The organism is Pseudomonas guineae (assembly GCF_900113745.1).
GTDB lineage: Bacteria > Pseudomonadota > Gammaproteobacteria > Pseudomonadales > Pseudomonadaceae > Aquipseudomonas > Aquipseudomonas guineae.
In genome coordinates, this window is record NZ_FOQL01000001.1 from 1,850,654 (window position 1) to 1,864,334 (window position 13,681).

The 13,681-nt window shown below is 62.8% G+C and carries 7 protein-coding genes and 1 pseudogene; 3 read left to right on the top strand and 5 right to left on the bottom strand.

All coding sequences use genetic code 11. The annotated features are described in order from the left end of the window. Positions 1 to 12: 12 nt before the first annotated feature. Positions 13 to 375, top strand: coding sequence for a DUF2237 family protein (locus BMZ32_RS08360; protein WP_090241271.1), 363 nt, complete (start codon positions 13 to 15; stop codon positions 373 to 375). A 40-nt stretch (positions 376 to 415) separates the two neighbouring features. On the opposite strand, the gene BMZ32_RS08365 is transcribed toward BMZ32_RS08360, so the two are convergent. The 5 genes and pseudogenes from BMZ32_RS08365 to BMZ32_RS08380 all read right to left on the bottom strand — a co-directional run bounded on the left by BMZ32_RS08365 (position 416) and on the right by BMZ32_RS08380 (position 6,560). Continuing rightward, a complete protein-coding gene (locus tag BMZ32_RS08365) occupies positions 416 to 2,062 on the bottom strand; it encodes a Na/Pi cotransporter family protein (protein WP_090241273.1) in 1,647 nt (548 codons plus the stop codon). 193 nt (positions 2,063 to 2,255) lie between these two features. Continuing rightward, positions 2,256 to 3,059, bottom strand: a complete 804-nt coding sequence (locus BMZ32_RS19770; RefSeq protein WP_425272869.1) for a methyl-accepting chemotaxis protein — start codon at positions 3,057 to 3,059, stop codon at positions 2,256 to 2,258. An 87-nt stretch (positions 3,060 to 3,146) separates the two neighbouring features. Further along, a pseudogene (locus tag BMZ32_RS19775) lies at positions 3,147 to 3,845 on the bottom strand (PAS domain-containing protein); the annotation flags it as partial. Next, complete coding sequence (locus BMZ32_RS08375; RefSeq protein ID WP_090241276.1) at positions 3,842 to 6,091, bottom strand: putative bifunctional diguanylate cyclase/phosphodiesterase; 2,250 nt, start codon at positions 6,089 to 6,091, stop codon at positions 3,842 to 3,844. The gene BMZ32_RS08375 and the pseudogene BMZ32_RS19775, both read right to left, overlap by 4 nt. Before the next feature lie 157 nt (positions 6,092 to 6,248). After that, complete coding sequence (locus BMZ32_RS08380; RefSeq protein WP_090241277.1) at positions 6,249 to 6,560, bottom strand: hypothetical protein; 312 nt, start codon at positions 6,558 to 6,560, stop codon at positions 6,249 to 6,251. A 134-nt stretch (positions 6,561 to 6,694) separates the two neighbouring features. Here BMZ32_RS08380 and recC point away from each other — a divergent pair, with 134 nt between their 5' ends. Both recC and recB read left to right on the top strand, forming a co-directional pair. Then, complete coding sequence (recC, locus tag BMZ32_RS08385) at positions 6,695 to 10,051, top strand: exodeoxyribonuclease V subunit gamma (protein WP_090241279.1); 3,357 nt, start codon at positions 6,695 to 6,697, stop codon at positions 10,049 to 10,051. Further along, complete coding sequence (recB, locus tag BMZ32_RS08390; RefSeq protein WP_090241280.1) at positions 10,048 to 13,593, top strand: exodeoxyribonuclease V subunit beta; 3,546 nt, start codon at positions 10,048 to 10,050, stop codon at positions 13,591 to 13,593. Before recC ends, recB begins: the two co-directional genes overlap by 4 nt. The last annotated feature ends 88 nt before the right edge of the window (positions 13,594 to 13,681 follow it).

Below are 13,681 nucleotides of genomic sequence, written 5' to 3' on the forward strand. Positions count from 1 at the left end.
AAGGAGCGTGAGATGCAGACAACCGCCAAAAATGTATTGGGCACGGCGCTGGAGCCATGCTGCGGTCAGAGCCGTGTCGGTTTCTATCGCGATGGCTTTTGTCACACCGGCGACTCAGATCAGGGCCGGCATGTGGTGTGTGCGTTAGTCACCGACGCCTTCCTGCAGTTCAGCCTGGCGCAGGGCAACGATTTGATTACGCCAAGGCCGGAATGGGACTTTGCCGGTCTCAAAGCAGGCGACAAATGGTGCCTATGCGCCAGCCGCTGGACGGAGGCGCATGACGCGGGTGTGGCGCCACCGGTACTGCTCGACGCCTGTCACGAAAAGGCCACCGAAATCATCAGCCTGGAGGTGCTGCAGGCGTATGCCTAAACCCTAGAATGCGCTCAGCAGGGATCAGCGTATCGCCGCCTTACTCGACCCCGTTGTCTTCGTGGTGCAACGCCCCCGTTTCACCACTCTCCAGCACCACATAAGCGCTGCTGCAAAAGAGCGAGTTGAGGCGCTTCATGTCGGCAATCAGCTCCATGTGCAGGCCGCTGGTTTCAATGCTTTGCACCACCTGCTGGTGCAGGCGACCGACATGCGCATGGGCTAGGCGGCGCTCTTGGGCGCGAAAGCGGCGCTTCTCACGCAGCAGCTGCTTTGCGCTTTCCTTATCGCCAGAGAGAAACACCGAGAGCCCTAGTCGCAGGTTGGCCAACAGCTGCCCATGCAGGCTGGCAAGTTCTTCCAGGCCGCTGTCGGAGAAGGAGTGGCGCTGCGCGGTTTTTTGATCCTGCACCTTGCCGAGCATGCGCTCGATGATATCGCCAGCCTGTTCCAAGTTGACCGCCAGCTCGATGATCTCCGCCCAGCGCCGATTGTCATGCTCACTCAGCGCCTCACGCGGCACCTGCGCCAGGTAGAGTTTCACCGCGCTGTAGAGCGCATCGACATCATCATCGAGGCGGCGCAGTTCCTTGCTCAACGCCGTTTGCCCACCCTGTAGCACCTGCAGCAGATGGTTAAGCATGGTCTCGATCAGGTCGCCAATACGCAGGGTTTCACGCACGGCATTGGCCAGCGCCAGGCTCGGGGTGGCCAGTGCGGTGGGGTCGAGGTGACGCGGGCGCGCGATGCCGCTGTCGTCTGGGCGATCGGGTAGCAGCCAGTTGCAAAAACGTGCCATCAACCCGACGCTGGGCAGCATCAACACACAACGCAGGCTGTTGTAGAGCACATGAAAACCGATCACCACCTCCTCGGGCCGCCAGTCCAGGCTGTCCAGCCAGTTGGCCAAGGGATCGAGAAAGGGCATCACCAACAGCAGGCCGATCAACTTGTACAGCAGGCTACCCAGCGCTACACGCCGCCCGGCAGGGGTTTGCAGGCTGCTGGTGAGAAAAGCCAGCACGCCACTGCCGATATTGGCGCCGATCACCAAGCCGATGGCCACCGGTAAGCTGATCAGCCCAGCCCCGGTGAGCATCGCCGTGAGCAATACGGCGGCGAGGCTGGAGTAAGAGATCAGCGCAAACAGTGCACCGACCAAGGCATCCAGCAGCAAGTCGCCGGTCAAGGAGGCGAACAGCACGCGGATGCCCTGCTCCTGGGTAATCGGTGTGGCGGCGGCGACGATCAGCTCCAGCGCCAGCAGCATCAGACCCAGGCCGATGGCCACGCGGCCCAACTGGCCGGCGCGAGTTTGTTTGCGCGAGAGAAAGAAGATCACCCCGAGAAAGATCAGCAGCGGGCTCAGCCAACTCAGGTCGAAGGTCAATACGCGGGCCATCAAGGCGGTGCCGACATCGGCGCCGAGCATGATCGCCAGCGCCGGGGTCAACGTCATCAGCCCTTGGGCGACGAAAGAGGTTACCAGCAGGGCGGTGGCGTTGCTGCTCTGTACCAACGCCGTGACGCCGATGCCGGCGGCAAAGGCCATGGGCCGTTTGCTGACGTTATGGCTAAGCACCTTGCGCAGGTGTGAGCCGTACACCCGCAGGATGCCGGTACGGACGATCTGGGTGCCCCAGATCAGCAGGGCAATGGCAGAAAGAAGATTGAGCAGGGTAAGCATCGTGCTACTCCCTAGCCCGTCCGCGCTATTGCAGCGGGGTGCGTGGCTTTAATTGTTAGAGGGCGCGCGAAACGTCTCTACCTTTAGCTTTAGCTGGGATTGAAGGGTTGCGCTAGCTTGTAGTATCAGCTGGGATAGCACCGCGGCAAGCGACAAACCTTTATTAGTTTCCCCCGTGAACACAGTGCAATGCTCAATGAGTGCGCTGATTCCCCCAGAATTGGGCGGCTAGAAATTGCAGGCGTTCGGCCAGTTCAGCGAATTGTTGGGCGCTGTTGCGGCTCTGGTGGCTGGCTGTAACGCTGATCTCGTTGGCTTCGCGAATAGTGCAGAGATTGCGTTGAATATCGTCGCCCACGACACTTTGCTGCTCAACGGCCGCGGCAATCTGCATGCTCATGTCGCTAATCTGCGTAACCCGTTGGTTGATTCCACTCAAGGCCTGGCTTGCCTGTAATGCCTGCTCGACACTGCTCTGCGCCTGCGACTGGCTGCGCTCCATCATCACTACGGCATCACGCGTGCCCAGTTGCAGGGCCTGGATGATGCTATGGATTTTCGCCGTGGATTGCTGGGTGCGCTGCGCCAGGCCGCGTACCTCATCGGCGACCACGGCAAAGCCCCGGCCGGTTTCGCCGGCACGCGCCGCCTCAATCGCTGCGTTGAGTGCCAGCAGGTTAGTTTGCTCGGCAATGCCCTGGATCACGTCGAGCACCTGGTTGATGTCCTGGCTGTGCAGCTCCAGCTGCTGGATCACCTGATGGCCCTGCGACACTTCCACGGCCAATGAACTGATTTGTTGGCGTGTCTGTTCGACCAGCTGTAACCCACTGCTGGTTTCCAGGTCGGCTTCACTGGCAGCGCTGGCGCTGAGCTGTGCATGGCGCGCCACTTCCTGCACGCTGGCGGCCATCTGGCCAATGGCGCTGGCCACCTGTTCGGTTTCTGACTGTTGCTGCAGGCTGGCCTGACTGCTGCAATCTACGGCGGCGGCCATCTCTACCGCCTCCTGGCTGAGCTGCCGCGCCGAATCGGCGATGCGCCCGACCACCGCGCCTGCCTCGGCCTTAAGGCTGTGCAAGGCAAATGCGATCTGTCCGAACTCATCACGTCGGCCGCTATATACCCATTGGCTGAGGGGGTTGTTGGCAATTGCCTGAGCTTGCTGATGCAGCTGGCGTAATGGCCGCAGGGCGAGCTTCACGCCCAGCGCCAGCAAACCTGCCAGGCCGACTCCGGCGCTTATAGCGGTCAGCCACGGCAGGCTATTCGTGATGCCGAGTAGGCTGGCGCTGCTCAGCACCGGCAGCGCCAGCAGCAGGCTCAGTCGGCTGTCCAGCGCGAGGCGAGGCAGCCGCAATTGCGCAGGGTTATGACCGGCACTGAGCTGGGCATACAGCGTTTCGGCGCGGGCAATACGCTCCGGTGTGGTTCGCGTGCGCACCGATTGGTATTCCACGGTCTGGCCGTTACGCACCACCGGTGTAGCGTAAGCGCTGACCCAGTAGTGGTCGCCATTCTTACAGCGGTTTTTCACCAGTCCCATCCAGGCCTGGCCAGCTTTCAGGGTTTGCCACATCTCGCTAAAGGCTGCTGGCGGCATGTCGGGATGGCGCACGATATTGTGGTTTTTAGCCTGTAGCTCTTCGTTTTGAAAGCCACTGATGGCGATGAAGTCGGGGTTGGTGTAGCTGATGGCACCTTTCAGATCGGTGGTGGAGAGGATGTTGGCGTGGACGGGGACATCGACTTCACGCTGGCTGACGGGCAGATTTATTTTCATTGTTCTGTCGGCTCTTCAAGTGATGCGTGGGAGGTGCTCGTGGTGCACCGCTCATCAGGGGCAGCGATGAACTGGTGGTGTAATTCAGTCGCTGATAGAGGCCGGCTAAACCAGTATCCCTGGGCCATGTGGCAGCCTTGAGCACGCAGAAAATCCAGGTGATCAGCGCGCTCAACTCCCTCGGCGACAACCTCTAACCCCAGGCTCTGACCAAGACCGATAATCGCCCGGCTGATCGCCGTCAGTTCGGCATTCTCTGGTGCGCCACTGATGAAGCTTCTGTCGACTTTAAGGATGTGCAGGGGGAAGCGCTTGAGATAACCGAGGGAGGAATAACCGGTGCCGAAATCATCCAGCGCAAGCCGCACACCGAGGCTGGCCAGGGCGCGCAGAGTGATCAGGGTGGCGGTGCTGTCCTCAAGTAACTGACTTTCGGTGATTTCCAAGATCAGGTCGGTCGCGGCCAGGCCACTGTCGTGGAGGATCTCGCTGAGGCGTCCGACAAAGTTCTCTTGCAGCAACTGCCGGCTGGAGAGGTTCACCGCGCAATGCAGGTGGGGTTGCCCTGCCAATTGCCAGGTGCGGACCTGACGACAGGCCTGACTCAGGACCCAGTCACCGACGGAGACGATGTCGCCTGAATCTTCCAGTGAGGCAATAAAGTCCAGCGGCGGGACCAAGGTTGTGCCGCGCTGCCAGCGCAGTAGAGCCTCGACCCCGACGATGCGTGTGCTGTGTTGCTCGATGCACAGGATGGGCTGGAAATGCAGCACAAATTCGTCACGCGCCAGTGCCTGGCTGAGCGCGCTTTGCAGCTCCAGTTGGTAGTGCGCATTAACCTGCAGTTCCTCACTAAAGCGGGCGAATTGCGCCTTGCCTGCCTGTTTGGCCTGATACAGGGCGAGATCGGCGGCCTGTAAGGCATCCTGTGAGGCATCACTGGGCTGCAAGGCCGTGATGCCGATGCTGGCGCTGATCACCAAGGTTTGCCCGGCCAGGTGTAATGGCAGGTGCAGGCTGTCGAGCATACGTTGCGCGACCTGCTCGGCATCTTCGGTGCAGGCCAGATCGGTGAGCAGAACGACGAATTCATCACCGCCAAAACGGCAGAGGTGATCGCCAGGGCGCAGGCAATGGGTGAGACGTCGACTGACTTCAATCAGTACTTGATCGCCGCAGTTGTGGCCAAGGCTGTCGTTGATCAGTTTGAAGCGGTCGAGGTCGATAAACAGCAAGGCCGCCTCTCGTGCGCCACTGTGGTTCAACTGTTGCAGGGCTTGTGGCAGCAGTTCATCGAGGCGCAGGCGATTACCCAGTCCGGTTAATGGGTCGTGGCGGGCGGCATGCAGCAGCTGCTGTTCGATGGCCTTGCGTGCGCTGATGTCGCTTTGTGAGCCGGCTATGCGTTGCTGGCCGCTGGCGTCGGTCTCGACCACGCCACGGGCCAGTACCCACAGGTAGTCACCGTTACTGCAGCGGATGCGGTACTCGTGATGCAGCAGCGGGCTATTGCCGCTGCGATGCGCTTCAATGGCCTGGCGCAGAGCGGGCAGGTCGTCCGGATGCACGCGGTTAAGCCAGCTGGCACTGCTTTCGCCCAGGCTGTCGCGATCAAGGCCGAGCATGGCTGCCCAGCGGGTTGAGACATACAGGCGGTCGTGCCCCAGGTGCCAATCCCAGACGCCATCGTTGGCGCCGCGCAAGGCCCGGGCAAAACGCGCTTCGCTGTCTTCCAGCGCTTTGCGTTGCGCGGCGCTGTAGGTATCGATGGCCAAGGTCATGTCGAAGAACACTGCCTTGAGCAGGCTGGCGTACATCGCCTGGTTAGGGTGCCCGTCAAACAGCGCGGTGAGTATCTCGTCGAGGTACAGCCGGTAGCCGGCCAGGTACCATTTGAGTTCGATCCCAGCCAGTTGATGGACCAGGCCAATACGCAGGCGGCTGGCGACATAATCGGCGTCGTAAGGACCGCGCCACAGCCGTTGGTAGTAGGCCTGCTGGCTGTGTTTGAGACGCTGCAGAGTGCTCGCATTGCTGATCAGGCTGGCGGGCCCAGGAAAGCGCTCTAGGTGTTGGTAAAGGCGCTCGGTAAAAGCCTGCTGGATGCTGCTCACGCTGTCGGCGGCGGCATTCAGGCAGTCGGCGTCACTGCTCTGCCAATCCAGCAGGTTACGCCGCTGGTGAATCTCCTGGCGGTTGAGTCCGATACGTTGTATCAGCTCGTCGAGTGCAGTAGCTGAGCCCATGTTCTTTTCCTGTTGCTATTTTTAGGCATAAAAAAAGCGCCGACCACCACGTTCATGAAGAACATGCTGGTTCGGCGCTTCGTCTTGCAGGCCCTGTGTCCTGCCCGGCAAAGCCGGTTCCCGCTGTGGCGGAACCTACTGGCCCAACACTTCTACCCTATTCCCCATGGGCTGACAATTCCTCGAGCAGTTGCTCCAAGCGCTTGCGTAGCTCAGCCAGCTCACGAGATTTAAAGGCATGGCGGGTGCGTATCAGCGTTTCCACAGCATCGAGTAATGCCGTTTGTACCCGGCCTTCTGGCCCCAGTGGTGCTGGGTCGAGCCACCGGCACAAAGGCGCTTGGCTGCAGTCATTTGGGCTGCAGATGACTTCTGCAGCGGTCTGCTGGCTGTCCAGCCACTGACGCAGTAAAGGGCCCAGAGAGCGCTCTGTGCAGATGATCAGCGGAGTGGGGTCAGTGGTATGCATAAGTGATGGCACTTTAACGTCACGCCTGGCTGAAACCATTGATCCATATCAAGTGCCTCGGTAGCACAGGGATACCTGCCGAGGTGCTGGGTGAGCTGCTAACCTAGCGTCCTCGACAGACTGCCGGTTACCCGATGCTCAGCCTTTACCACGCCCCCGACCTTGAAACCCTTGGCGAGCTGGCCACCCGTTTATTGGCCACGCCGATGCGTGAGCCGTTTGCCCCGGCCTTGGTCGTCGTGCCGAGCCAGGGCATGGGTCGCTGGCTGACGTTGGAGCTGGCGCGCAAGCAGGGCATTGCCATGCAGCTGGAGGTGCAGCTGCCGGCCAAGTTTGTCTGGGACTTGTCGCGCCTGTGTCTGGGCCAACTGCCGGAGCAGTCCGCCTTCAGCCCCAGCAGCCTGAGCTGGCGCTTGTATGACTGGCTGTGCGAGCCCGAACAACTGGCGCAGGCGCCGCGCTTGGCGCACTACCTGGACGGTGGCGATGAACGTCGCCGGCTGTCGTTGGCCGTAAAGATCGCCGATGTGTTCGACCAATACCTGCTGTATCGCGACGACTGGCTGGCTGCCTGGGAGCGCAACAAGCTGCTCGACCTCGGCACGGATGAAGCCTGGCAGGCACTGCTCTGGCGCGAGCTGACTAAAGACGGCCATCCACACCGCGCCCGCTTGCTTGAAGACTTGCTGGCGCGGCTTTACGACGCCGCGCCGATCAACGCTCTGCCCGAGCGCGTGCTGATCTTCGGCATCAGCTCCCTGCCGCCGCATCATATGCGTGTGCTGGAAGGCCTGGCGCGGCACACCGAAGTGGTAATTTTCGCCCTCAACCCCTGTCGAGAGGCCTGGGGAGAAATTCGCGATATCCGCGAGTTGGCGCGGCAGCCGCAAAGCGCAGCGGCTAATCAAGAGCTGAGCCCGGATGACTGGTATCTGGATGTCGGCCACCCGTTATTGGCCAGCCTCGGTAAGCAGGGCCGCGACTTCTTCGACAGCCTATTCAGCCTGGCCTCCAGCGAAGGCAGTCAGGAAGTCGGCCTGTATTCCGAGGACGCCGACCTGCACGACACCAGCCTGCTGCAAGCGTTGCAGAACGACATTTTGCGTCTGCATACCCGGCAGCCGGATGAGCGCCTGCAGCTGCGCGACGACGACCGTTCGCTGGAGCTGCACATCGCCCACTCGCCGCTGCGTGAAGTGGAAATCCTGCATGACCAACTGCTCGCCCGCTTTGCTGCCGAGCCTGAACTGACCCCCGATCAAGTGGTGGTGCTGACCCCGGATATCGAGCGTTATGCGCCCTATATCGAAGCGGTGTTCGCCCCGCGTGAAGGCGTGCCGCGCGTGCCATTTAGCCTGGCCGACCGCAGCCTGCGTGCGGAGATTCCGCTGATCGAGGCGTTTCTCAGCCTGCTGGCGCTGCCAGACAGTCGCTTTACCGCCGAAGAGGTGCTCGCCCTACTGGAGCAGCCCGCCGTCGCCCGTCGTGCCGGGATTGAAGCCGAAGACCTGAGCCTGCTGCGCGACTGGTTGCGCGAGGCCGGTATTCGCTGGGGCCGCGATGATGCACACCGCGAGCAACTGGGCTTGCCGGCCGATGCTGCGTTTACCTGGCGACAAGGGTTGGATCGTCTGCTGCTGGGCTTTGCCGCGCCGCCGCAGCTGGCAGGGCTGGCGGCGCCCTTGCTCGGCAGCAGCTGGCCGCTGGATGCGCTGGAAGGTGCTCGCGCGCAATTGCTCGGTCGCTTGGCCGGCTTTGTCGAGCGCTTGGCCGCGTTGGCGCACAGCCTGCAACGGCCTCGGGCCTTGGGCGAGTGGGCCGAGTCGCTGCAAGTGCTGATCGATCAGCTATTCGATGAGCGTGAAGCCGGCGACACCTTATTGCTGCTGTCCAAGGCCTGCGCGGCCCTCAAAGAACAGGGCGATGCCTCGGGCGTTGAGCGGCCGATTGAGCTGGCGTTGATTCGTCAGCAACTGACCGCGGCGTTGGAGCAAGGCAGTGCGGCGTCGGGCTTTCTCACCGGGGCGGTGACCTTCTGCACCATGGTACCGATGCGCAGCCTGCCGTTTCGTTTGGTCTGCCTACTCGGACTGGATGACGGCGCGTTGCCACGCCGCACCCCAGCTGCCGGTTTCGACCTGATTGGGCAGAAGCCCCGCCGTGGTGACCGCGCCCGCCGCCTGGATGACCGTTATCTGTTGCTGGAGATCCTGCTTTCGGCGCGTGGCGGCTTGTACCTCAGCTATGTCGGGCGAGACCCGCGTAGTAATAAGGAACTACCGCCCTCGGTGCTGGTTAGCGAGTTGCTCGATGTGGTCGATCTCACCGCAGTATCGACCTGTAGGAGCGAGCTTGCTCGCGATCCGGGCGACGCCGAAACATCGCGAGCAAGCTCGCTCCTACAAGAGCAAAAAGCCAGCGCCCGCATCACTCATCAGCACCCGCTGCAGCCTTTCGCCCCCGGCAACTTTGCCGGCGACCGCCATGCCGGTTTTGCCGCCCCTTGGTTTCACGCAGCGCAGCGCCTGAGCCAAGCGGTGGAAAGCGCCGCGCCGTTTGCCAGTGTGTTGGCGGCACCCGATAAAGACGGGCTGGGTGACGCTGCGCTGAGCATCGAGCCGAGTCAGCTGATCCATTGCTTCAAACACCCGGCGCGCTACCTGCTGGAGCAGCGCCTCGGCCTGCGTCTGGCGCAGACAGAAGAAGCCCTCGCCGGTGATGAGCCGTTCAGCATCGAATGGACCAGCCAGCATGGCTTGCGCCAGCTGGCGTTGCAGGCCGTCGAGCGCGGTTGGAGCGAGCGTCAGGAGCGCGCGGTGGCGGCGGCATCCGGCTGGCTGCCGGTGGGCGAGCTGGGCCAGGCGCACTGGGGGCAGATTCGTGGGCCGATCCGCGCCTTTGCGCCAACCCTGTTCGACGAGCGCCCGCAGGACGCGGCGCAACCGCTGCTGGTGGATATCGAGCTGGCCGGCGTGCGCATTCACGGCTGGTTGGATGGGGTGACGAGCGAGGGCCTGTTTGACTATCGCCTGCGCGACCTCGGCGCGTGGGAGCTGGCCCCGTTCTGGCTGCGTCACCTGCTGCTCAATTGCGCCGCCACGCCCGGCATCAGCCGCGAGAGCCGACTGCTGTCGCCAAAACGCGAATGGCGGCTGGGGCCATTGGCGGCTCCCCGGCAACTGCTCGAACCCTGGCTCGAAGCCTATAAAAGCGCGCTGTGCGAACCGCTGCCGCTGTTGGCCAAGTGCAGCTATGGCTTCGCCAGCAAATGGCGCAAACCCGGGCGCAAAGAGCCAATTGACGCCGCCCGCAGCGAGGCGCGATTGATGTGGCAAGGCAATGACTACATGACCGGCGAAGGCCAAGACCCTTGGAATGCCCTGGCCTTCCGCGACCGCGAACCGCTGGATGAACGCTTTGAGGCGCTCGCCGAACAGCTCTACGGCCCGCCGCTGGACGCCCTGCAAGGCAGTGAAGAGGACGAGGCATGAGTGGCGCTGTGTTAAACCTATTGCAAGACAGCTTTAGCGGCCGCTCGCTGATCGAGGCCAGCGCCGGCACCGGCAAAACCTGGACGCTGACCGCGCTGTACGCCCGCCTGTTGCTGGAAAAGCAGCTCAGCGTTAGCCAGATTCTGGTGGTGACCTTTACCACCGCCGCCACCGCCGAGCTGCGCGAGCGCATCCGTAAGCGTTTGGCCGAACTGCTGGCGGTGTACGACAACGGCCCGGGAAACGACAAGCTGCTCAACCAGTTGCACGCGCAGCACTCGGACGAGGCCAGCCATCGTCGGCTGCTGCTGGCCGTGCACGGCTTTGACGAGGCGGCAATTTTCACTATTCACGGTTTCTGCCAGCGCGCCTTGCAGGATGCCGCGTTCGAGGCCGGTGGCGATTTCGACAACGAACTGACCCACGACGACCGCGAGATTATCGACGCGCTGCTCGCCGACCTCTGGCGGCATGAGCTGGCAGCGGCCGAGCCGGAGTGGGCGGCGTTTCTGGTGCAGCAGAAAATCACCCCGCAAAGCTTGCGTCAGCGCCTGCGCAATCACCTCGGCAAACCTTACTTGCGCATCGAGCCGCAGCCGGGCACGCACAGCGACATGGCGGCGCTGCGCGCTGCCTGGCAACAGGCGCAGCGTCTCTGGCAGGGCGAAAGTGCGGCTTGGCTGGCCCAGCTGAAAGCCTTCGACGGCTTCAAAAGCAATATGTGCAACCCGGCCAAGCTGGGCGTTTGGCAGGCCGAGTTGGACGGTTATTTCAGCGATGCTGCCGCGCTGTTCAGCAAAACCGAAGCACACCGCCGCCTGGCTCGTGAAGGGCTGACCAAGGCCAGCAAGAAGGGCTGCGACGCGCCGGCCAATCCTCTGGCTGCTGCGCTGCAAGAGCTGTGTGATGCCCTGGATGCGGCGCAGCCAGAAGCCGAACAACGCCTGATCGACCTGCAAGTCCGCCTGATCGGCCAGCTCAACGAGCAACTGCCCGCGCGCAAGGCGGCGCAGCGTCTGTTGGCCTTCGATGACCTGCTCAACAAGCTGCAGCAGGCGTTACAGGGCGAGGGCGGCGAGCACTTGGCGACCACCTTGCGCACGCAATACCCGGTGGCGCTGATCGATGAGTTTCAGGACACCGACCCGGTGCAGTACCGGGTGTTTCATCGCATCTATCAGGACGCCGGCGACCTGTGTTTTGTTGGCGATCCGAAACAGGCGATTTACGCCTTCCGTGGCGCTGATCTAGCGACCTATCTGCACGCGCGCAGCGAGGCGGCGCGCCAATACAGCCTTACGACTAACCACCGCTCCACGCCGGAATTGATTGCCTCACTCAATCAACTGTTCGACCGGCCCATGCCGTTCGCCGAGCCCGGCCTGGATTATCAGCAGGTCGGGGCCAGCGACAAGGCCCGCGCGCAGCTGGTGTTGCCGCCGGTTGAGGGCGAGCAGGACGCGCCGCTGGCGCTGGTCTGGCTGGATAACGACTACCTTGGCAAAGGCGAAGCTGGCGCGTTAGTCGCCCGCGACACAGCACGGCGAATTGCCTCTGTGCTGGCAGCCAGTAGTCGTGGCGAGGCTTATTTCGAACAGTCGGCAACCCGTACGCCACTTAAGGGCGGCGATATTGCCGTGCTGGTCGCCAGCCACCGTCAGGCGGGCGAAGTGGCCGCAGAGCTGGCCGCCCGTGGCGTGCCCAGTGTGCGGCGCGGCAAAGAGAACGTCTGGCACAGTGAAGAGGCGGCTGAGCTGTCTGCCGTGCTGGCCGCCTACGCCGAACCGGGCCGTGAAGGCGCGTTGCGCTATGCCCTGGCCAGCCGCTTGCTGGGCCGCAGCGCCGCCGATCTGGCCGCCTGTACCGAGGATGCGCAAGCCTGGGACGCCGAGCGCGAAGCGGCCGAGCGCTATCACCAACTCTGGCAGCAGCAAGGCTTTATGCGCGCCTTCCGCGCCTGGCTGGACGAGCAGAAAGTCGCCCAGCGGCTGCTGGCGCTGGTCGATGGTGAGCGACGGTTGACCAACCTGCTGCACCTGGCCGAATTGCTGCAAACCGAGAGCCTGCAACGCCCGGGTCTGGAGCAATTACTGACTTGGTTCAATGCCCAGCGCAGCGCCGAAGCCCATGGCGAAGACGCTTTATTGCGCCTGGAGAGCGATGCCGAACGGGTGCAAATCGTCACCATCCACACCTCCAAGGGCCTGGAATACCCGTTGGTGTTCTGCCCTTACCTGTGGGACGGCGCGCTGCTGCGTCAGCATGAAGACATCAGTTGCCACGCCGACGACGGCACACCGTTGCTCGACCTCGGTAGTGAACAGCTCGACGTGCACCGCGAGCTTGCTCGCCACGAGCGCTTCGCCGAGAAATTACGCCTGACCTACGTGGCCCTGACCCGCGCCCGTGATCGCCTGTGGCTGCATTGGGGGCCGGTGGACTGCAAACCGCGAAAGGACGGCACCCTCGGCGACAGCGGCCTGCACAGCAGCGCCCTGGCCTGGTTGCTGCACGGCCGGCAATTGCCGGGTGAAGCTGCCCTGGCCGAGCTGGCCGGGCACATGCAAAGCCTTACCCCGACAGGGCTGCGTGCGGAAGTTGAAGAGTTGGTTAGCAGCAGCCACGGCCACATGAGCCTGCAGCCGCTGCGTCGCGCCGAAGCCAGCGCCGCCGGTGAACAGCGCGCGCCGGCCCCGCAGCAGTTATCCACCTTGCAACGCAGCCTGCACAGCGCCTGGCGCGTTGGCAGCTTCTCCGGTTTGGCCGCCGGCATGCACATGGAAGCACCGGATCGCGACGGTTTGGTGATGCCCGATGCTAGCGAGCCGGGTACGGGCTTTTTCGCCTTCCCCCGTGGTGCGCGGGCCGGCACTTGCCTGCACGCCATTCTGGAAGACTGGGCGCGTGGTAAAGCCCCGCTGGCGGAGCTGATTGAGCCGGGCCTGAGCGGCCATGGCATCAGCAATGAGTGGAATGCGGTGGCGCTGGAACAACTGCAACAAGTGGTCGACTGCGATCTCGATGGCCAAGGCCTGACCCTGAGCGGGCTAAACCCAGTGCGCCGCCTGCCCGAGTTGGGCTTCACCTTTCCGGTCGCCGGGCTGGATATGCAGCGCCTGCGGGCGATCCTCAGTGACCCCGCCCACGGCCTGCCTGAGCCGATGCGTGATGCGGCGGCACGGTTGGAATTCGACAGCCTCAAGGGCTTTCTCAAAGGCTTTATCGACCTGACCTTTGAGCACGACGGGCGCTGGTACATCGCCGACTACAAGTCCAACTGGCTCGGCCCGGACGCCAGCTACTACGGCGGCGACCGCCTGCTGCAAGCCCTGGCGGCTGAGCATTACTACCTGCAATACCTGATCTACTTGGTGGCGCTACGGCGCTTCCTCCGTCAGCGCCTGGATGACTTCCACAACGACCAACTGGGTGGTGCCTACTACCTGTTTCTGCGCGGCATGCCGAGCGCGGGGGTGTACTTCTCGCGCCCGGCTGATGGCTTGCTGGATGCGTTGGATAGCCTGTTCGCGGAGGGTAAATGATCTTGCCTGGTAGCCCGGATGTAATCCGGGAACGCACTGCGCGGTGTCTGGCCCATTCCCCGGATTACATCCGGGCTACGGGATCGAC